At 43.2% G+C, this 22,111-nt stretch carries 16 protein-coding genes; 9 read left to right on the top strand and 7 right to left on the bottom strand.

Features of this window, described 5'->3' with window-relative positions; translation table 11 throughout:
- Window positions 1-79: 79 nt before the first annotated feature.
- Entirely contained in the window at window positions 80-277 is a 198-nt protein-coding gene (locus IGJ25_RS09700) for a hypothetical protein (protein ID WP_185939950.1), read from the top strand.
- Window positions 278-313: 36 nt separating this feature from the next.
- On the opposite strand, the gene IGJ25_RS09695 is transcribed toward IGJ25_RS09700, so the two are convergent.
- From IGJ25_RS09695 to rsxC, 3 genes are read right to left on the bottom strand one after another with little or no spacing between them, the layout of a single operon-like run.
- Window positions 314-886 (bottom strand): hypothetical protein, encoded by a 573-nt coding sequence (locus IGJ25_RS09695; RefSeq protein WP_195961600.1) that lies wholly within the window; start codon window positions 884-886, stop codon window positions 314-316.
- 24 nt (window positions 887-910) lie between these two features.
- The gene (locus IGJ25_RS09690; protein WP_015509781.1) at window positions 911-1,981 is read right to left on the bottom strand and encodes an RnfABCDGE type electron transport complex subunit D; all 1,071 of its coding nucleotides are present in this window, start codon (window positions 1,979-1,981) and stop codon (window positions 911-913) included.
- On the bottom strand, window positions 1,974-3,311 hold the full coding sequence (gene rsxC / locus IGJ25_RS09685; RefSeq protein WP_034857394.1) for an electron transport complex subunit RsxC: 1,338 nt from the start codon (window positions 3,309-3,311) through the stop codon (window positions 1,974-1,976). The genes IGJ25_RS09690 and rsxC overlap by 8 nt, the downstream gene beginning before the upstream one ends.
- Window positions 3,312-3,496: 185 nt before the next feature.
- Between rsxC and IGJ25_RS09680 the strand changes: the two genes are divergently transcribed.
- The gene (locus IGJ25_RS09680; protein ID WP_375359965.1) at window positions 3,497-5,431 is read left to right on the top strand and encodes a heavy metal translocating P-type ATPase; all 1,935 of its coding nucleotides are present in this window, start codon (window positions 3,497-3,499) and stop codon (window positions 5,429-5,431) included.
- Between the two features lie 32 nt (window positions 5,432-5,463).
- Here the strand turns inward: IGJ25_RS09680 and IGJ25_RS09675 are convergent, their stop codons facing one another.
- Window positions 5,464-5,907: a hypothetical protein gene (locus tag IGJ25_RS09675; protein WP_016609260.1), complete on the bottom strand. Its 444-nt coding sequence runs from the start codon at window positions 5,905-5,907 to the stop codon at window positions 5,464-5,466.
- 120 nt (window positions 5,908-6,027) lie between these two features.
- A complete protein-coding gene (locus IGJ25_RS09670) occupies window positions 6,028-6,555 on the bottom strand; it encodes an HdeD family acid-resistance protein (RefSeq protein ID WP_005226199.1) in 528 nt (175 codons plus the stop codon).
- Between the two features lie 137 nt (window positions 6,556-6,692).
- Between IGJ25_RS09670 and IGJ25_RS09665 the strand changes: the two genes are divergently transcribed.
- Complete coding sequence (locus IGJ25_RS09665) at window positions 6,693-7,187, top strand: hypothetical protein (protein ID WP_005226198.1); 495 nt, start codon at window positions 6,693-6,695, stop codon at window positions 7,185-7,187.
- Between the two features lie 63 nt (window positions 7,188-7,250).
- Here the strand turns inward: IGJ25_RS09665 and IGJ25_RS09660 are convergent, their stop codons facing one another.
- Window positions 7,251-7,847, bottom strand: a complete 597-nt coding sequence (locus tag IGJ25_RS09660; RefSeq protein WP_060791971.1) for a nitroreductase family protein — start codon at window positions 7,845-7,847, stop codon at window positions 7,251-7,253.
- A gap of 112 nt (window positions 7,848-7,959) precedes the next feature.
- Complete coding sequence (locus IGJ25_RS09655; RefSeq protein ID WP_225000875.1) at window positions 7,960-9,411, bottom strand: NAD-dependent succinate-semialdehyde dehydrogenase; 1,452 nt, start codon at window positions 9,409-9,411, stop codon at window positions 7,960-7,962.
- 214 nt (window positions 9,412-9,625) lie between these two features.
- Between IGJ25_RS09655 and lepB the strand changes: the two genes are divergently transcribed.
- From lepB to pheT, 6 genes are all read left to right on the top strand, one after another.
- Window positions 9,626-10,174 carry a signal peptidase I gene (gene lepB, locus IGJ25_RS09650; RefSeq protein ID WP_005226195.1) on the top strand — a complete coding sequence of 183 codons (549 nt, stop codon included), beginning with the start codon at window positions 9,626-9,628 and terminating at the stop codon, window positions 10,172-10,174.
- A 120-nt stretch (window positions 10,175-10,294) separates the two neighbouring features.
- Window positions 10,295-13,912 (top strand): PD-(D/E)XK nuclease family protein, encoded by a 3,618-nt coding sequence (locus tag IGJ25_RS09645; protein WP_225000874.1) that lies wholly within the window; start codon window positions 10,295-10,297, stop codon window positions 13,910-13,912.
- Window positions 13,905-17,582 carry a helicase-exonuclease AddAB subunit AddA gene (addA, locus tag IGJ25_RS09640; protein WP_249850214.1) on the top strand — a complete coding sequence of 1,226 codons (3,678 nt, stop codon included), beginning with the start codon at window positions 13,905-13,907 and terminating at the stop codon, window positions 17,580-17,582. Before IGJ25_RS09645 ends, addA begins: the two co-directional genes overlap by 8 nt.
- A 67-nt stretch (window positions 17,583-17,649) precedes the next feature.
- Complete coding sequence (locus tag IGJ25_RS09635) at window positions 17,650-17,970, top strand: winged helix-turn-helix transcriptional regulator (protein ID WP_005226192.1); 321 nt, start codon at window positions 17,650-17,652, stop codon at window positions 17,968-17,970.
- Window positions 17,971-18,322: 352 nt separating this feature from the next.
- Entirely contained in the window at window positions 18,323-19,369 is a 1,047-nt protein-coding gene (pheS, locus tag IGJ25_RS09630) for a phenylalanine--tRNA ligase subunit alpha (protein WP_005226191.1), read from the top strand.
- Window positions 19,370-21,790, top strand: a complete 2,421-nt coding sequence (pheT, locus tag IGJ25_RS09625; RefSeq protein WP_225000872.1) for a phenylalanine--tRNA ligase subunit beta — start codon at window positions 19,370-19,372, stop codon at window positions 21,788-21,790.
- Window positions 21,791-22,111: the final 321 nt, after the last annotated feature.

Raw genomic sequence — 22,111 nt, 5'->3', positions numbered from 1 at the left:
ATAACGATGGTTCATAGGGTTATCCAATCAAAACCGGAAGGTTAAAACCCTAACTCTAATATACAAGGAGGCAAAAGGAATGGTTGGGTATAACCGTTTCTCAAAAGAGTTTCAAAAGGCTTCAAAAGAACTCCGTGAAGGGAAGAAGTCCAAAAATGCCAATAAAGGGCTGCGAACACGACAAAAAATCGCTGCTGAAAAAGAACAAAAAGCACAAAATGCTTTTTCGACTGGTTTTTTGATCGGTTCCTTCAGAGAAATGTTCCGCAAGAAATAAGCAAGTTCCGCTGCCAAAGCGGGACTTGCTTTTTGTTTAGAATAAATAGTTGAAGAAGACACCGTTGAGAAAGGAAAAGCTCAGATAAAATAGAAAAAGTGTCACGATGTCCAGGGGTAAGCCTTTCAGAATTGGCGGAATTGCGGCAATTTGATTTCGTGTATGAACCCCTGACAAAGCACAGGAAAAGAGAAAATACATGCCTACAGCAACAAATAAATTGGTTAAATAATCGGTATAGGGAAATTGGGTCACAGTGGCGATCGTCAGCAAGATGACACTGACTAGGGTCGTCTTTTTTAGATCATTCGTCAAGAAACGGTTTTTTGCTGGAACGATCAGTAAGCATAGACTGGCGGCAATCAGGGCGATGATGGCAGCACTTACCAAATTGGTGACCACTTGATTGCCATAGACAAAGCGATTTTGAAGCAAAAGATAAAAACTTAAACCGCTCAACAAGTATGCGACTGCAATGATCCCTGACAGGAAAACCACCCGTGTCGTCACGTTCGGTTTTTTTTCTTTGACGGTCGGCGCCAAATTTTGACAGGCGTAATTTGTGAGTAGAATGACTAGGAAGACCACTAGTCGATTGGCGATCATCATATGAGAACGCTCCTTTCTTGCGTTTTAGCTCATGATTTTAAGGTTGAACGGGGTCTTTTTTCCTTCCCCTAAAATGCGAAGGCGTAAGAAGCGATCGATGAGTGGAGTAAAACAATTCATGATCAAGATGGCATAGCTCATGCCTTCGTTTGTGAAACCAAAGAAACGGAAGAGGACAACGAGAAGCCCCACGCCTAAGGCAAAAAGATTTTCTCCTGCTTTTGTTCCTGGAGTCGAAGAATAGTCAGTCGCCATATAGATCGCACCCAACATGGCACCACCGCTGATGATATGCCCAATCACCGTTTGCCAACTGCCAGTAAAAAGCCCTTCTGGACCAAGGATAAAAGCAAAGAGCCCGATCGTTGCAAAAATAATCAGTGGGATACGAGGGGAGATGATTTTCTTGTAAACGAGAAAAATTCCACCCAGCAGTAAAAGCAGGGCACTGGTTTCACCGATTCGTCCCCCAGTAAATCCTAAAAAAGCATCCAACAGATCAGAACCGCTTAAGGTGTCCCCGGCCTTCATGACAGCTAACGGCGTAGCACCGGAAACGACATCGTTCGCCGTAGCTTGCGAAACCACATCAGGAGCGATGCTGCCAAAAGGTGGATCTGGCCAACTGATCAAAAACATCTGGTTATAAAACAAGCCAATCAACAAGGCGCGACCGCCAAGGGCTGGATTTAAAAAGTTATAGCCGATACCGCCAAAAAATTCTTTGACGATGATCACGGCAAACGCCACCCCGATCACTGGGAAATACCAAGGTGCGGTCGGTGGAAGATTCATCGTTAAAAGCAATGCCGTCACAACGATGCTTAGATCGAAACGAAATGGCCGTTTGATGAGGTAGGACCAAATTCCGTCGGCGGCAAACGCCGTGGCTAACGCAATGAAAAACAACCCATATACCTTGAGCCCGAAAAGGTAGCCCGAGAATAAAACTGCTGGTAGTAAGGCTAGCACTACACAGCCCATGATTTTGACTGTTTCGTCATTGCTGCGAATATGGGGGCTTGGTGGTGTTTCTTGGTTTTTTCGTTGCTGAAAGAGGCGCTCGCTATCGGAATCCTTGTAGTAATCAGGCACTTTCCTTCGCCTCCTTCTGCAGCTGTGCAACCTTGCCTTTTGCGGCAGTGATATTGGCAGCTAAGGAACGTTTGGCTGGACAGACAAAGGTGCAAGCACCACAATTGATACACGCTTCTGCCAGCAATTCTTCACATTTTTGATAATCGCCTGCTCGATAGAATTGATCGATCTCCATCGGCATCAGGCGCATCGGACAAGCTTCGACACATTTATTGCAGCGAATGCAGGGGTTTTCGGCATATAGCCAATCGGTTTCTTCATTAAAAACAACGATCCCGTTGCTGCCTTTGGTGACCGGAACCTTTAATGTTTTGACGGATTTCCCCATCATGGGGCCGCCAAGAATCAGCTTGCTGGGCGCACCTTGAAAGCCGCCAGCAAAATCGATCAACTCTCCTGCGAGTGTTCCTAAAGGATTTTTGACGATGCGTGGATGTTGAACATCACCAGTCACGGTTGTATAGCGTTCAATCAGCGGTTTGTCATAACAGACCGCTTCAGCGATGGCAAAGCTGGTGGCAACATTGATCAATACGATCCCAATATCGGCAGTCAAGCCGCCTAAAGGTACCTCCTGATCGGTCAATAACTCTACTAACTGCTTTTCACCACCGGTTGGATAAACAGTTGGGACAGTAACGACTTCTATCGTGTCATCCTCTGCACTTGCGGCTTGCATCGCTGAAATGGCTAGCGGTTTATCATCCTCGATGCCAATGATGATTTTTGGATCAGCTAACAATTTTTGGGCAATTTTTGCCCCTTGGATGATTTTTTGGGCTTCTTTTTGCATTAAGAAGGCATCACTGCGCAAAAAGGGCTCACATTCAGATCCGTTTAAGATCAAGGTATGGATTTTTTTATTTTCATCAATACTGAATTTGACATGGGTGGGAAACGTTGCACCGCCTTTGCCGGCGATACCGCCTTGACGGATTTTTTTGAGGATCGTTTCGTTAGCAGCAGATTGCCAGTTGAATGGGGTGGACAAAAAATCATTATCGAAGGCATAATCGTTTTCAATGATGATGGTTTTTCCTTCTTCATTGTTTTGATTTGGCCAATCGACAATATCGACGATTTTGCCCGAAACAGATGCATGGACTTTCGCAGATACAAAGGCATCTGCTTCAGCGATCACTTGCCCTTGCTTGACGTACTCACCAACGGAAACCGTCGGTTCGACAGGGGCACCAATATGTTGTGCCAAAGGGATAAAGACCATCGTGGGTGAAAAGGTAAGGATTTCATCTTGTTCGATCATTAATTTTTCTTTTAACATTTGTAACGGGGGACTTAGTGAAATTCCACCAGTAAATGTTCTCATAGCCAACACTCCTTTTTTCTCCTAACTTTATTCTAGCATGCCATCCGCATTCTCAAAACCATAAACGCTTACATTTCACAAGAAAAACTTATTTCGGTTGACATATGATTGTTTGTTCATATATAATCAGGGTATAAACATGATTGATCGTTCATATGTTCGATGGAATAGAGGAGGTTTTGATGATGGCTGAACATACTTGTCAACACGAGCACACAAAAACAAAGGGACATACGCATACCCATGATCATGGGACGTTTCCTCGTAAGGTTTACTTCGCGGGGGTAATCTTCTTTATAGTGGCGCTGTTTATTTCGAATCAATGGGTAAAAGACGGGGTTTATTTTGCTGCAGTTTTATTAGCGGGCTACCACATTTCGTGGGAAGGGATCGAGGATACCGTAAAAAGCACAAGAATCAATCGGCGCTTTACGCCAAATGTACATCTATTGATGTTATTAGCAGCGATAGGGTCAATGATCATAGGCAATTTTAATGAGGCAGCCTTACTGATTTTGATTTTTGCTGGTGCTCACTTTTTAGAAGAATACGCGGAAGGGCAAAGCCGACGAGAAATCACCAATCTTCTCAAATTGAATCCAACGGAAGCACGTTTGATGGGCCCAGATGGGAAAGCCAAAAAAATTGCTGCTTCAGAGATAAAAAAAGGAGATATTTTACAAGTTTTGCCTGGCGATCAGTTAGCAACAGATGGGGTGATTCTTTCTGGCACGAGTGCTATCAACGAAGCTTCCATCAATGGCGAGAGTATACCGCGAGAGAAAACAGCGGGAGACGAAGTTTATGGCAGTACCATCAATGGCAATGGAACATTTTTAATGGAAGTCACAAAAGACAGCTCGGAAACGGTCTTTGCCAAAATTCTTTCAGTCGTTGAAGCGGCACAGTCGAATCAATCACCAACAGAAACACGAATCAAAAAAATCGAACCAATCTATGTAACCATTGTTTTCATTGCAGTCCCTTTGTTCATCTTAACAGCACCGTTTCTACTTGGTTGGGATTGGTATACCAGTTTTTATCGCGGGATCGTGATGATGATTGCAGCGTCTCCTTGTGCGTTAGCGGCAAGTGCCGTACCTGCTAGTTTATCTGCGATTTCAAATCTAGCGAAAAAAGGGATTCTTTTTAAAGGCAGCAACTACTTAACGAATTTTGCTCAGATCAAAGCGGTGGCATTTGACAAAACGGGCACGTTGACCGTCGGAAAACCAACGGTCACGGATGTCATTTTCGCTGAAGCCATCGATCAAGCAGAGGCCGCTTCCATCATCGTTTCGCTGGAAAAACAAGCCAATCATCCATTGGCAGATGCGATCGTTACTTATTTTGAGAAGAACAATAAAGGGCTGCAAAGCGAACAGCTGACGGTTACGAATGAGATTGGTTCCGGTTTAGTAGCCGTCTCAGGGACAAAAACCTATCGATTAGGAAAAAGAACCGAAAATTCCCAGTTAACAGGTTCGTTGGAGCAACAGTACCGTCACCTGGAGGCGCAAGGAAAAACGATGGTCGTTTTTTCCATTAATGAAGAGGTTGTCGCAATCATCGCTTTGATGGATGAGCCGAACGAACAGGCAGCTTCTGTGATTCGTTATTTAAAAAATGAAGGGATCCATACCGTTATGATCACCGGAGATAGTGCGTCTGCTGGGGAAGCCATCGGAAAGCGGCTAAACGTTGATCAAGTGGCGGCTAATGTGTTGCCTGAGAACAAAGCGGAAGCGGTTCGAGCACTCCAAGAAGCCTACGGACAAACCGCCATGGTGGGGGATGGCATCAATGATGCGCCCGCACTTGTTCAGGCAGACATCGGTTTTGCGATGGGGGAAGGGTCAGATGTTGCTATCGAAGTGGGGGACGCCGTGATCATGAAAAATGATCTTTCACGCTTCGCGTATGCCTATCGCTTAGCGAAGAAAATGGATCGAATCATTTGGCAAAATATTTTCTTCTCCATGTTTATCGTCGCATTATTAGTCGGGTTGAATCTATTTGGAAAAATGAATATTGGGCTGGGGGTATTTGCCCATGAAGGAAGTACGTTGATTGTATTGTTTAACGGGTTGCGCCTTTTGCGCAAACTGCCAGATGCATAAAAAAAAGCGGCTATCGAAGGATAGCTGCTTTTTTAATGACTGAATTGTGTCGAAGTTGGAAAATCAAAGGCATCAATTTTTTGCAATCGATTTTCGATCCTTCTTAAAATCCCTTCAGAGGAATCCAACGGTTTGATTGCATGATAAGCAGTCAGTAACAGGTCTTTTTCTTTAGCGGGACGGTTTTCGATGCGGTAGATATTTGCTAGTCGTTCCACGTATTCATAATGACTATAGTCTGTTTTGTTGATCAAGAAATGCAAAAGATCTTTTGCTTTTGCGTAGTCTTCTTGAAGATAGAAACTGATTGCTTCACGATACAATTTGATATCAAGTTCTTCGATCTGGTCAGGGGTTGCTTTAAGCGCACGCCACTCATTGATCGAGATTTTTCGTACGACTTTGCCAGTTGCATCGGTCAAAAAAATTACCGGTACATCGTTCGGATGTTTTGCTGCTTGCTTGATTTTTTTCATGTCGCACCTCCCGCGTGTCAATGGACTGACTGTTTGATATCTCCTATTTTAAAAGGAATAGCGGGAAAAGTCTACATGTAGATGTTAGATTCGTAGGAAATTTTAAAACATTCTCATTTATTAGGCTCTTTTTCGTTGAAAATGGTTGACCGCATCGGAGGCACCCATGAAAATCAAGATCCCACCAAAAATCTGGAAGAATAACAACCAAGTGGCGAAGGGATTCAATACTAGGATGATCCCTGCAGCAATGATCAATAGACTGATGATCAAGCTAGTGATATAAGGTAAACCAATGCGTTTTTGGTTAAAGCTTGCCATCAATCGGGTGCAACCGCTGATGGTGATCATGATTCCTAAGAAAAATGGCACGATGGCAAGTAATCCTTTGGCAAAAACTAAAATCGCAGCTGCCGCAATCAACAGTAAGATACCAGAGACGGATTGCACATTGCGATAGCCCTTTTGTTTTTCTTTGTAGCTCGTATACAAGCTAATGATCCCTAAACATGCAATATACCCGGCAACAAGATAAACGATCGTGTTGAAGACAGATCGTGGTGCAATCAAGATGATGAAGCCAAAGACGATATATACGACGGCACGAAGTAAATCATAGCGTTGTAATTTATCAAAAAATGCATTCATGATAATTCCTCCTTTTTTTCCTATTGTACCGAATTCTTGTTAAAATAGATATCAAAAAACCTACGAAATAGGCTAAGCCTTTTGTATCAGATGGTTTTTTGGTAAAATAAGGAAAAGAAAACAGAACGGAGAGTATTATGAGTGGGTTAACGCTAGTGATGTGTGCCTTTACGATCGTTTTATACCTTTATTTATTCGTGGTACGGAAAGACATTCAATTTCTTGCTGTGGAGCGCAAACTAAGCAAGGTCGCCATTACGATTTTTTCAGTAATGATTATCCTATCTATGGTGATGATGGAAGAGGCACTTGATAATCGGGTGCGAGGGATCGTTTCGGGTTTGGTCTTTTTGAGCTTTGTTTTAGATAGCCGCGGCTTAGCACTTGATCGAATCATTGTCCATCCAATGAGTATCAAAGGGGTACTATACCAAGAGATCGATCGAGTCGTTTTATTTCAAGAAAAGGAAGGGCAGCCCATCAAGATGAACTATTTTCGAAGAGGGATGAGAGGCCCATTGATGAAATTCAAGCAGCCATTAGCAGAATTGGTTGTTTTCTTGTCAGAACACTTGAATGAAGGGACACCGATCGATATTTTAGTCGATCATGATCAAGGAACAAAGGACTAAAAGACCCTCGATTACTGCCAGTTTAAGGCGTAATCAAGGGTCTTTTTTTAGGTCGAAAATTGATTAATGGAACACGCGGAAGCGCTCATCGTCACTTAGAAATTCTTTTTCGTTCGGTTCGCTTTCTTTTGAACCAAAGACTAGTTGCGCCCGTAGTTGCCAATTTTCAGGAATTGACCATTCAGCTGCAACAGCGTCATCGATGACAGGGTTGTAATGCTGTAAGTTGGCACCTAATCCAGCTTCTTCTAAAGCGGTCCAAGCGTTCGCTTGAGCGATCCCATTCGATTGTTCTGCCCAAACGGGAAAGTTCTCTGCATATAGAGCAAATTGCTCTTGCAAATTTTTCACGGTATCCGTGTGAATAAAGAATAGAACGGTTCCGTAACCCGCTTTAAAACCAGCAAGTTTTTGTTTTGTCGCTTCAAACGCTTCGGGTGGTGTCAATGGTTCTATCGCAGCCTCTGTTAATGTCCACAATTTTTCGTGGGCTTCGCCAAATAAAATCACGGCTCTTGGTGATTGTGCGTTAAACGCAGTTGGACTATTTTTCACTGCTTCTTTCACAATGTCTTCGATTTCAGTGTCGGAAAGAGCCACATTTTTACCTAGCCCATAGATTGAGCGGCGCTGTTTGATTGTCTCAAGAAATTTTGTCATCGTATTCCCACCTTTTCTATTGTCATAGAGTGAAGTATACATTCTTACTTAATGTTAGTAAAAGAAAATGCTTGGGACGTCAAAAAGTCAGGCAAACGCACCTGACTTTTTCTTATTGGGCATCGATAGCAATGAATTTAACGGTCACGTATTCTTCAGGGCCATATTTGCCGTTTTCACGACCAAAACCGGAATGCTTGACGCCGCCGAAGGGAGCCGCCGGATTTGAGATCGCAATGTCATTGACCCCAACCATCCCATATTGGAGGTTTTGGGCTACATTCGAGATCGTTTGCAAATTCGTTGAAAAGAAGTAGGAAGCTAGTCCAAATTCCGTATCATTTGCCGCAGCGATGACTGCTTGTCGATCCGTAAATGAGATCAATGGTATCACAGGTCCAAAGGTTTCTTCATAGTAGATAGCCATCTCAGAAGTAATCCCATCGATGACCGTTGGTGCGAAGAAGTTGCCTTTTTCGTATTCACCTTCAGTAAGCTTTTTACCACCGAGTAAAACTTTAGCTCCTTTATTTACCGCATCTTCCAACTGCTCGATGACTTTTTCAACGCCTGCTTGGTTGATCAAAGGACCAACAGTAGGGTTTTCCAGACCATTGCCGACCGTTACGGTTTCCATTTTCGCTAGTAATGTTTTGGTAAAGGCGTCTTTGACGGACTCTTCGACAAAAATTCGATTGGGGGATGTACAGACCTGACCGTTGTTGCGGAATTTTGCTGCAATTAATTTTTCAGCAGCTAAATCTAAATCAGCATCAGCAAAAACAAGAAACGGGGCATGACCACCTAACTCCAATGAAACTTTTTTCAGAGTTGGTGCTGCTTGTTCATATAATTTCATCCCAACTTTCGTGGAGCCGGTAAAGGTGATTTTCTTGACTTGTTCATTTTCGGTCAATTCTTTCCCAATCTCAGAAGAATCACCTAAGATGATATTGACGACCCCGTCTGGAAGTCCTGCTTGTTGAAAAAGCTCGCCTAAAGCTAATGCGGATAGTGGGGTTTCTTTTGATGGTTTCATAACAAGGGTACAGCCAACGGCCATAGCAGGTGCAATTTTTCTTGCAATCATGTTAGAAGGAAAGTTCCAAGGTGTGATCGCGCCAACAACCCCGATCGCTTCTTTGCGTACCAGCCAATGATTGTGTTCAGGGGCTGGAATCACTTCGCCATAGACCCGTTGTGCTTCAGCTGCATTCCAACGGAAATTGTCAACGTTGGATTGGATTTCTGCCTCCGCTTCTTTTAATGGTTTTCCTTGTTCCATACTCATGATTTTTGCTAAACGATCGCTTTCTTCCTCCATCAAATCAGCAATGACGTTCATCAAATCGGCACGTTCTCGAGGGGAGCGTTTTGACCATTCGGGAAAAGCAATCGCTGCAGCATCGATTGCTTGCTTGGTTTCCTCGATCCCTCCTTGACTGACTTTTACGAGTTCTTCATTAGTGGCAGGATTGGTAACCGAAACCGACTCTTTTGTTCCTTCAAGCCATTTTCCGTTAATCAATAACTTTGTTGGTACTTGTGGTAACTGTTGGTTCATCTTGGCACTTCCTTTCAATAATGGGTTCTTATTTAACCCTAGCACGGATCAGAAAGGATGACAATTCATATGCAAGTCTCTTGATTCTCCAAATTTTTGTAAAGAACCAAAGGGGAAATGTCCTGCTCCTATCATTTTATGGTAGAATAGAAAAATAAGAATGTTTGTTCGATTCTTGGAAAATATAGTAAAATATTCAAGGAGTGAGGGACGCGTGCAACAAGTAAAAGAGCTTTTAAAAACAGTAGGATTTGTCGTGATCTTCACTTTATTCCTCTTGTTATTAAGACAGTATGTCTTTACTCCTGTGATCGTAAAAGGAGATTCGATGGACCCCACATTACATGATGGTGAGCGGGTGATTGCTTTGAAAAATACCGAGATCGAACGTTTCGATATCATAACGTTTGAAGCACCGGATGAAGCAGGCAAAAACTATATCAAACGCGTGATCGGTTTACCTGGCGATCAGGTTTCCTATCAAAACGATACCCTTTATATCAATGGACAAGCATATGATGAACCCTACTTGGATGAATTCAAAGCAGCTGTCACAGATGGCTTTCCATTGACCAGTGATTTTGATATGGGGTTATTTGGTGTTGAAGTCATTCCTGAAGGTCAAATTTTAGTGTTAGGGGATAACCGCCGAATTTCCAAAGATAGTCGTCAATTAGGTCTGATCGATGAAGCAACGATTTTGGGTGATGTAAAATTTGTATTCTGGCCAATTGCCGATTTTGGTATGCTAGGCAAAGAGTGAAATTCTGCGACCGTTTTTTTGTTTTTAAGGAGATTCTTTTAAAACAAAGACGCATTTGAAGAAGCGTGTCGCTGATTTTTAGTGTTTTTTTAAAAGACGATGGAGAGAAGGAGTCCTTTCATGAGTTTACGATTTATCCTTGGCGATGGACGTTGTCGTCATGATCAAGCAGTGATAGAAAATGCAAAAAGTTGGTTAGAAAAAGACCATCAAGAAGTATTTTTTCTGGTACCTAACTACAACAAATTTGAACGAGAGCGCGAGATCCTTCAATTACTGAAAGAGGATCGCGTAGAAGATTTTGCTTCTATTCGCGCGCAAGTGTATAGTTTTCACCGTTTGGCTTGGTTTTATCTGCAGCAAACCGGCTTGCTTTCTCAAAATGCCATCACTGAAAATGGTGCCTCCATGATCATGCGTAAGCTGCTTTTGGAACTAGAAGAAGAACTCGTCTTATACCGTGGTGAGATCAACAAAGCGGGTTTTATCCAGCAATTGTTGGCGTTCTATCAAGAAATGCATACAAGTCGATTGGGGATCGAAGATTTATTGGCAGGTGGTGCTGCACCAAGCGCAACCCAAGACGAGGAGAAAAAATACAGTGAATTAGCGAAAATATTTCAACGATTTGAACAAGAACTTCTGGAGCGTGCATTACAAGTCGAACAACCGATCACCTTGTTGACACGCTTTCTTGAAGGTTCCTTGCTGGATGATTCTCCAGTGGAGCAAGCAATGCCTAACGCGGTGTCAATGAACAAAGCACCAGATCTTTCCCATACCTTATTTATTATCAGTGGGTTTTCCGCTTTTTCAACACAGGAACAGCAGCTGATTCAAGTGTTGATGAAAAAAAGTCATGTCATTATTGATCTTTTTCTGGATCGTGGGTATCCACAAGAGCTGCCTTCACCGTTAAATTTGTTTTATGAAGCAGGGCGAACCTATTATCAATTGTTCAGTTTTGCCCGAGAAAATCAAGTGCCGATTTATTTGGATCAGAAACTTTCGGTCAACCAAGAGGTAGACAAGGAAGCAAAGGGATCGATGCAACAGGCGTATAATGAAATTGAAACTTTTTGGCGGCAGACTCAGTCACAAGTCAACTATCAGCAACAGTCCTCTGTGAAGGACTTTCTGGCAATTTGGAAAGTTGGGAATCCAGAAGAAGAGATCCGTCAGATTGCAGCGTCGATCCGTGGGATGATGAGCGATAAGAAACGGTACCCAGCATTACGATACCGAGAGATCCAATTATTGATCGCCGAACCAGAAATCTATCATCAATATATCCCTAAAATTTTTACTGAGTTTGAGATTCCTTTTTATATCGATGAAGAGCAGATGATGGCGCAACATCCATTGGTTGAGTTTTTGAATGCTTTTTTTGCTTGTCAATCCTATGGCTTTCGCTTAAATGATATTTTACGGTTGCTTAGAACGGAACTTTACTTACCGGCAGCCTATCGCTCCGAAGCAGATTGGCTCGTTGGGCGTGACCAGTTTCGTAAGTTGGTGGATATTACCGAGAACAAAGCGTTGGCTCATGATTTCCAAGGAGCGAGTTGGACGAGAAACGAAGATTGGGAACTGATCGAGTATTTACAATCGGAAGAAGAGCAGACGGATAAAGTGGATTTGACAGCGTATACCAACCAGTTGCGCAGGGCCTTTAAACAAGATGTTGCTGATACTCTAGACTGGCTGACGGCTGCTAGAACGAACCGCGATGCGGTCGAACTGCTGTATCGCTTTTTACTGAATGCCGGTGTTGAAGAACAACTGCGGCATTGGCGAGATCAAGCGATCCAGCAAGGGAAGTTGGATCAAGCCCGTAATCATGAACAAGCATGGCAAGCCTTGATGGATTTGCTGGATGAATATGCTGCGATCTATGGGGAAGAGTCCTTTGATTTTGCGCTCTTTGAGGATGTCTTATTGACTGGCTTAGAAAATGTCACATTCGGGAAGATCCCAACAGCGATCGACCAAGTCAACATCAATCGTCTTGATCTGGCACGTCCAAAGCAAGCAAAGATCACATTTGCACCGGGATTGAATGAAACGGCGTTGCCAAGAAAAATAGAGAACAAAACGTTGTTGACGAATGAAGAACGTCAGCATTTCAATCAGTTGTTCAATGGTGAAAAATACCTTAGAGATACAGTGGTGGAAGGCAGTGTCAAGGAGCCATTTGCCTTTTATTCCGTCTTGCTCTCAGCAACGGAACACTTATCACTGTCCTATGCCGTTAATTTTGATACCCAGCAAAACATCAAAATGTCGCCTTATTTAGATCGCGTGGTCAAACGTTTGGATGTCCCACTGCAAGAGCGAGGGATTTTGACGCTAGTCAGCGATCCAAGAAACTATGTCGGCAGTTACCGTGGCCTGATCTATCAAATCAATAACCTCAGTCAGCAAGCGCAAAAAAACAAAGAGAATTTGCCTAGGGTTTGGGAGCAGCTGAAACAAGCGCTGCTGCGTTCGGAATGGACAGATTTAGCTGCCCAAGTATTTGAAAGCCAAACTCATCAAAATATTCCGATTCCTTTGTCTCAAGCACAAGCAGCGGCACTATATGGACCATCGATCTACAGTTCCATTTCTCAGATGGAGACGTTCTATCAGTGTGAATACAAGTATTTCGTCAGCTACGGATTACGGTTAAAAGAACGGGAAGTTTATGGCTTAAATCCAGCAATGACCGGTGAGTTTTTCCATGATGCGTTGGACCGCTTTGTCAAAGTCCTGATTGCTGAAAATATTTCCTTGACCCAGTTAACTGCTGACCAACGCGTGCAATTTGTGGAAGTCGTTTTGCAGGAAATTTTTGGCGAAAGCCGTTATCGCTTACTGACGAGCTCTGCTCGGATGAATTTTATTCGGTATCAATTAGGCAAGACGATTCAGCGAGTAGCGTGGGCATTAGCGAAACAAGGACAAAAAATGCATTTTAGTCCTGAAAAGACGGAGGTGCTATTCGGTCAGATTGCTGGCTCAAATGGAATCAATGGGATCGAATTGCCATTAAGTTCTGGCGGGAAACTGCATGTGCGGGGGAAGATCGATCGTGTCGATACGGCGAAAACGGAAGAAGAACAATGGCTTTCTGTTGTTGACTATAAATCTAGCAGCCGAGATTTTGACCTTTCTGAAGCATACTACGGACTTGCGATGCAGTTGATCACCTATCTCGATGTCGCATTGACGGATGCTGTCCAACTGGTTGGTTCGCCAAATGTGCGACCAGCGGGGGCTTATTATCTGCATGTGCATAATCCGCTTTTGGACGGACAAGAAGCCAGTGAAGAAGAACGTTTAAAACGTTTCAAGTATGATGGGTTGTTTATTGACGAACCGGCTGTTTTCCCGTTGCTAGATGAGGATGTTGAAGCCAGCAAAAATTCACCGATATTCCCTGTTCGAAAAGACAAAAACGGCAATTATCAAAAAACAACGCAGGCGAAAAACAAGTTTTATACAGAAGAAGAGCTTGAACTGTTAAGAAAACACAATCGTAAAAACATGCAGCAAAGCGGTGAGAAGCTGTTGAGCGGTGAAATCGCCTTAAACCCGTCTTATAAAATAAAAGACAAAAAACGGGCGTGTGAATTTTGTCCGTTTCGCAGCATCTGTGACTTTGATGTATTGTTGAAAGAAAATGAGTACCACCGTTTAGAAAACTTATCTAAAGATGAGATTATCCATCGCTTAAGGGAGGAAGAAGATGAGTAAGATCCCTTTAAAACCGCAAAATGAAACCTTTACGGATACCCAATGGCAAGCCATTTTTGATAAAGGGGATAATATCCTCGTTTCCGCTTCAGCGGGTTCAGGCAAAACCACCGTTTTGGTTCGGCGAGTGATCGAAAAGCTAAAAGCAGGAACGACGATCGATTCTTTACTGATCGTAACCTTTACCGAAGCAGCTGCTCGAGAAATGAAAGAACGGATTCAAGTGGCATTGCAACAGGCCATCAATCAAGAAAGTGACGAGCAAAAGCGCCAGCACTTCGTTCGTCAGCTGCAGCTGTTGCCGACAGCTAACATTTCTACCTTGCATGCGTTTTGTTTAACTGTGATTCGGCGTTTTTATTATTTGATCGATTTAGATCCCAATTTCCGCATGATGACCGATGAAACCGAAATTTTATTGATGAAAGAAGAAATATGGACACAGCTGAGAGATCAACAATATGAAGCCAATGATGAAGCCTTCTTTCGTTTGACGGAAAATTTTTCAAGTGATCGTTCTGATGAAGGCGTCGGGGATCTGATCCTGTCTCTTTATGACTTTGCCCGAGCCAATCCAGATCCAGTCAACTGGTTAGCCCATCTAAGTGATCACTATATCGGCAAAGAAACCTTTGCTGAAAATATCCTGTATCAATCGCAAATCAAACCGAGTTTGCAAGAAAATTTGAAGACAGCGGCGCATTTGCTGCAGGCGGCGCAAGACTATGCCCGTTCTGATGAAGCGATGGAAAAAGCGGCACAGTTGATCGATACCGAATTGGGCATGGTGGAAACCTTAAAGGCTCTGCTGGATGCAGACGATGTCGATGGCTTCTATGAGCAGATCCAAACATTGCGTTTTGGTCGTTACCCAGCTTTTCGCAAACCAGAACAAAAGGAATTGTCCCAAGAAATCAAGCCCTTACGCGATGATGCGAAAAAATTGGTCGAGCAATTGAAAGCCACCTTCCCGTATCCACCAGCTGAAATGATGGAGCTGCTTCATCGATCAGCACCTGTCGTTGAAAAAATGGCAGCGATGACCGAAGCATTTATGAAAGCATTTCAAGAAAGAAAGCTTTCAAAAGGCCGTTTAGACTTTAATGATTTGGAACATTTCACCTTGCAGATTTTACAAGGAGATGGCAGTGGAAGTGAGGCGTCGACCTATTATCGTGATCGCTTTGAAGAAGTTTTAGTCGATGAATACCAAGACGTCAATCGGCTGCAAGAGGCAATTTTATATTGGGTCAGACAAGTCGATCATAACCCTGGCAATATGTTTATGGTGGGGGATGTGAAGCAGTCGATCTATTCGTTTCGACTAGCAGATCCGACGCTATTTATCGAAAAATACTTGGCATTTGAAACAGAGAATGGTGGGCGAAGAATCGTCTTAGCAGAAAATTTCCGTTCTCGTTCCGATGTATTGGATTTTACGAATCTAGTTTTTCAACAACTGATGGATGAAAGGGTTGGACAAATCCCTTACGATGAGGCGGCAGCCTTGATTACCGGTTTTCCTGATTTTCCAGAAAGCGAGGCCTTTGCCACAGAGCTCTTGTTATATGAAAAAGAGCATGAATCCGAAGAACAATTGATCGATGACAAAACAGAAGGTGAAATGCAGATCACTGCCTTGAAGATTCGAGAGTTGATTGAATCAAAATTCATGATCTATGACAAAAAAGCCAAAACAAATCGACCAATCACTTACAATGACATCGTCTTATTGACCCCCACACGTAAAAACAATCTTGTCATTTTAGATGTCTTTAAGCAGTTTGGGATTCCGATGGCGGTCAATGATGCTCAAAACTATTTTCAGGCAACGGAGATCCAAACCGTCGTTTCTTTGCTGCAGATCATTGATAACCCGTACCAAGATATCCCACTTGTGGCCGTTTTGCGTTCGCCAATCGTCGGCCTAACAGAAGATCAATTGGCTGAGATCCGTTTAGCGAATCGTTCCAGCGACTACTACGATGCAGTATTGGATTACCATGGGCAACAAGAAGCGTCACCCTTGTGGCAAACGGTGGATGGATTTTTAACAAAACTGGAACAATGGCGAGAGGAAGCACGACGATTACCAATCCCAACCTTGCTTTGGCAAATCTATGAAGATACTGCCTATTTGGATTATGTCGTGGGACTGCCTGCAGGTCAGCAGCGCTATGCCAATTTAGCGGCATTGGTCCACAGAGCGGAGAAATACGAAAAGAGCAGTTTCCGTGGGTTGTACCAATTCATTCGCTTCATCGAAAAGATGCAAGAAAAAAACAAGGACTTGGCAGAGCCATTAGCTACACCAGTAGAAGATGCAGTTCGTGTGATGACCGTCCATGCAAGTAAAGGTTTGGAATTTCCTGTAGTCTTCTTATTGGATACAACAAAATTCTTTAATTACCAAGATTTTCAAAAACGCTATATCTTTGAAGAACAGCTGGGGGCTGGGATCCAATATGTGGAACCCGCAGAAAACCTTAAATTTGAAACACTGCCGTTTCAAGCCATCAAGCAAGTTCGTTTGAAAAAAGCCTTGTCAGAAGAGATGCGAAAATTATACGTAGCATTGACACGAGCAGAGCAGAAGCTTTTCTTAGTAGGCTCCTATAAAAATCAAGCGGATGCCTTCAAGACATGGCAATCTGGCTTGACACAATCCGAGATGGTTCTTGATCCAGCGTTGCGCCTTGTTGCTCGGGGGAGCTTGATGGATTGGGTCGGACGGACCCTGATGCGCCATCCAGATATGGAAGCAGTATTCTCCGAAGCGTCAGAGCGCAAGCGGACGATCGATCATCCTGCTCATTTTCGTCTATCATGGTGGAATCAAGAAACGATCACGCAAGAAGTCCAAGAGACCCTTGCGCCAGTCGAGAAGCCTAAACGATTGATTGCGCCAGATAGCAATATCGATGATCTTTTGAAACGCCTAGCCTATCGCTATCCTTATCAAAAAGCGACCCAAACGACTAGTTATCAATCTGTTTCAGAATTGAAAAGACTCTATAACGATCCTGATGATCAACAGACCACTTTGTTGGAATGGCGGTCGGTTTCCGAGAAGACGAATCCTCAGCAATATCGCTACGTACAAGATGAATTGGCGAAACCCAAATTTCTGCAAGAAACGAAGCCACTTGCCAGCAGTATCGGAACCGCAACACATACGGTTTTGCAAATGATCCCCTTAGGAATGAAGCCAACACAAGATACTTTGGCGCTCCTGATTGCTGAACTCGTGAAAAAGCAATTTTTTTCTGAAGAAATCGCCAAAAAAATTGACCGATCGAGTATTTTGTGGTTTTATCAAACTGAACTAGGTGAACTGCTGAACCAATTCTCTGATGTGGTGAAGCGGGAGCAGCCGTTTTCGATGCTAAAAGAGGCCGATACGATCTTTGAAGGGTTTGACGAACCAGATGCGCCACTTTTGATCCATGGTATTATTGACGGCTATATTGAATTGGCGGATGAAATCATTTTGTATGACTTTAAAACAGATGATGTGTTCGGCAGTCAGGCTCAGATTGAACAGAAAATGCGCGAACGATATTATGGTCAATTAAAACTCTATTGCCAAGCATTGGAGAAAGCATTGAACAAACCAGTGAAGCAGACCTATTTAGTGCTGTTAAAACCTAAGATGATCGTGGCATTCTAGCTGATCGATCCTAGTTTCTTACATTTCGTAAGTCATATGCTATAATAGGTAAAAGAGGTGATGGAGAATGATAAAAGTAGAATCGGATTATGCCCTTTGTCCTAAATTTGAAAAAGCTTTTTCTATTTTAGGCAAAAAGTGGAACGGCTTGATCATTGATGTCCTTCTTGAAGACGGCAAACAAAGATTTGTTGAGTTAGCAAACAAGATTCCTCAAGTGAGTGATCGGGTGTTAGTCGAACGCTTGAAAGAATTAGAGCGGGAAGAAATTGTCTGCAAAGAAAACAATCTTTACTGCTTGACGCCAAGAGGTATTGCTCTTGAAAAGAGTATGATGAGTGTGAAGCGTTGGGCAGAAACCTGGGTACGTGAGGAAGAATGCAGTTGATTTCTCAACGGAAATTAGGTAAACTAAGCTTAAATGAATAGTAAAAAAAGCGTTGATAGAAACTAGTAATTTGGCTGGATCAGAAAAAGGGAGACTTGTCACAGACTGAAAGCAAGTCCTGTATTCGAAAAATGAATTTCACTTCTGGAGCTTGCTGAGAACAATCAGTCGGCAGTGTTGCTGTCGTTAGCCGAAGTGAGTGCGCGGAACTTTCCGCGAATGAGGATGGTAACACGAGACGTCGTTCCTTTTTTTAGGGATGACGTCTTTTTTTGTCTTTTTATCAAAATATCGTCACTTTTTCCAGTCAAATCGTTTTTTACACTATTCACTGTATAGAAGGAGGAAACACATGTCTTTACAAGAAAAATTAGAAGCATTGAAGGAAACGACATTGCTTAAAATCAAAGAAAGTCCAACCATGAATGACTTGAATCAGATTCGAGTGGAAGTGCTTGGAAAAAAAGGTCCCATTACTGAAGTTCTACGGGGGATGAAAGATCTTTCTGCGGAAGAACGGCCGAAGGTGGGGAGCTATGCCAACGAGATTCGTGATATCTTGACAGAAGCGATCGAAGAAGCAAAATCGTCTATCGAAGCAGCAAACTTGGAAAAAGCCCTTGCTGAAGAATCCATCGACGTGACTTTGCCTGGTAAAAAGATGGACCGAGGAACACGCCATGTGCTAACGCAAATCATGGAAGAAATCGAAGATATCTTTGTTGGTATGGGCTACCAAGTAGTTGAAGGCTACGAAGTGGAAAAAGATCATTACAACTTCGAACGGATGAATCTGCCAAAAGATCATCCAGCCAGAGACATGCAGGATACTTTTTATATTTCAGAGGAAGTGCTGATTCGGACCCATACGTCACCAGTGCAAGCGCGAACAATGGAGACTCATGATTTTTCTAAAGGGCCGCTGCGGATGATCTCACCAGGGAAAGTTTTCCGTCGTGACACAGATGATGCGACCCATAGCCACCAATTCCATCAAATTGAAGGCTTGGTGATCGATAAAAATATTACGATGGGTGACTTAAAAGGAACCTTAGAAGTCATGATGCAAAAAATGTTTGGTGAAGATCGCCAAATTCGCTTGCGACCAAGCTATTTCCCTTTCACAGAACCATCGGTCGAAGTTGATGTCAGCTGCTTCAAGTGCGGTGGGGCGGGTTGTAACGTTTGTAAACAAACTGGCTGGATCGAGATCCTCGGTGCTGGAATGGTGCATCCTAACGTCTTAGAAATGTCAGGGATCGATCCAACCCAATATTCAGGATTTGCTTTTGGTTTAGGTCCTGATCGAGTGGCAATGCTGCGCTACGGCGTAAACGACATTCGCCAATTCTATCAAAATGATGTGCGTTTCATTCGCCAGTTCAAGGGGGAACAATAAATGTTAGTATCGTACAAATGGTTAAATGAATACCTTGATCTGTCTGAGATCACACCAAAAGAGCTGGCGGACAAAATGTCAGTGACCGGGATCGAAGTAGAAGGTATTGACGTGCCTGAAGAGGGTTTAAAAAAAATCGTTGTCGGAGAAGTGACCGACTGCCGACCACATCCAGATTCTGATCATCTATCGATTTGCCAAGTAAATATTGGTGAGGAAGAAGACACGCAAATCGTTTGTGGGGCACCAAATGTCAAAAGCGGCATCAAAGTCATCGTGGCATTACCAGGCTCTCGAATCGCGGGCAATGTAAAAATCAAAAAGGGCAAGATGCGGGGAGAAGTTTCGAACGGCATGATTTGTTCATTGCAAGAATTGGGATATGCTGATAGTGTAATCCCCAAAGAATACGCAGAAGGAATCTATTATTTACCAGCAGAAGCAGAAGTAGGAGCACCGGTTTTTCCTTATCTCGATATGGATGATCACATTATCGAATTATCGATCACTCCGAACCGCGCGGATGCGTTGAGCATGCGGGGGGTTGCTTATGAAGTCGGTGCCATCTATCGGCAAACACCGAAGTTTCCTGAAATTGCGCTTAATGAAAGTGAAGTAGCTGCTGCCGATAAAATTCAGGTGAAGGTCACGGAAGCAACCGATGCACCCGCCTACCAAATTCGAATCATTGATGGTGTAACGATCGCCCCAAGTCCACAATGGCTGCAAAATCGCTTGATGAATGAAGGCATTCGTCCAATCAACAATGTCGTGGACGTGACAAATTATATCTTACTATTATTTGGCCAACCTTTGCATGTTTTTGATTATCAAAAGCTAGACAGCAAGGAAATACTGGTACGTCGCGGCAAAGAAAATGAAAGCCTGGTTACCTTAGATGGAGAAACACGTCAGCTTTCATCAGAAGACATCGTTATCACCAACGGAACGACACCCGTTGCGCTCGCAGGCGTCATGGGAGGGCTTGATTCTGAAATCACGGAAACAACGACCACAGTCGCTTTAGAAGCGGCGTTGTTCGATCCATTAGCGATTCGTTTAACCTCAAAGAAATTCAATTTAAGAAGTGAGTCCTCTGCTCGTTTTGAAAAAGGGATCAACCAAGCAACGGTTGCAAAAGCTTGTGATGCAGCAGCAGCACTGATTGCAAAACTTGCTGGCGGAACGGTCTTAAAAGGGGCGGTAGTAGGTTCCCAAGTAGCTGTAGAACCTGTGGAGGTTACAATCACTTTAGCTCGAATCAATAGCTATTTAGGCACAGAAATCACTGATGAAGAAGTGCAAGAAATCTTTGATGCATTAGGCTTTGGTCATCGTCAAGAAGCAGACAGCTATATTGTTTCTGTCCCACCTCGTCGTTGGGATATTACGATCGAAGCAGATATCATTGAAGAAGTGGCGCGTATTTACGGTTATGATCGTTTGCCATCGACTTTACCGCAAGGAGAAACGGTTGCCGGTCATCTAACCAAAACTCAACGTCTGACTAGAGAAGTTCGGACGCTATTGGAAGGCAACGGGGTCAGTGAAGCCATCAGCTATGCTTTGACCACTGAAGAGAAGGCACAACAATTTACGGATAAATCGAGCCAAGTGACTCGATTGGATTGGCCAATGACCGAAGAGCGTGCCGTCTTGCGGTTGAATCTGATTTCAGGCTTGTTAGACGACGTTGCGTACAACTTGGCACGTAAAAACAATCGTGTTGCTTTGTATGAAATTGGTCGCGTCTTCTATCAAACAGGCGACAGTAAGCACGAGCTGCCAACAGAAGTCAATCACTTAGGGCTAGCTTTGACAGGAAATATCCATGAGAAAGACTGGCAAACCCAAGCTCAAAAAGTTGATTTCTTCCATTTGAAAGGCATTTTAGAAAATCTATTTGATTCGTTGGCATTAACCGACCGTATTCGTTATCAAAAAACGGCAGCCCTCAAAGAGATGCATCCTGGCCGTACGGCAATGATCTTGCTAGATGACCAAGAAATCGGCTTCTTGGGACAAGTCCACCCATCGATCGCCAAAGATTATGAAGTGAGTGAAACCTATGTTGCTGAATTGAACTTAGATCAACTGTTAGCAGCGAAAACAGAACAATTGGTCTATCAACCAGTTTCTAAGTTCCCATCAGTAACGCGGGATATGGCACTCTTGCTTGATGAAACGATCGATAACCAGTCCGTGATGGAGATCATTCGCGAAAGTGCCGGTCGCTTCTTAAGTGCGATTCGTTTATTCGATGTTTATCAAGGGAAAAACATCGAAGCAGGCAAAAAATCATTAGGGTACAGCCTTACCTTTAGCAATCCAGAAGCTACCCTGACGGATGAAGAGATTAATCAAGCAATAGCGAAAATTACTCGTAACTTAGAAGAAAAAGTTCAAGCAGAAATCCGCTAATCAAATAAGTAGAAAAACGTTCTCCACCATACAAAGAAGTTGGGTGGGGAACGTTTTCTACTATTATAATAGATGCTCAGATGACACAAGAATGTGAGGAGTTGAGTGAAAGCCGTAAAAGATTTCTCTATAGAAGGCAATCCAGTTTTTTTGGTACAACCTTTTTTAAACACTGGCAAGGCTGAAAAAATGCATTTTCTAATCCACATTTTACGAAGATATTTTTTAGGACAGCTCTCTTGGTTTTTGTGCAAGAAACAGCATCAAATCAAATTACACAAAGTGTCAGTCTGGGGAGGAAGGGTTCTCGTGAAATCTAAC

Origin of the sequence: Enterococcus sp. DIV0240d, from assembly GCF_051711245.1 — a bacterium.
Taxonomy (GTDB): domain Bacteria; phylum Bacillota; class Bacilli; order Lactobacillales; family Enterococcaceae; genus Enterococcus_D; species Enterococcus_D casseliflavus.
Note: the sequence above shows the minus strand (reverse complement) of the source record. Positions and strands in the feature narration are given on the sequence as shown.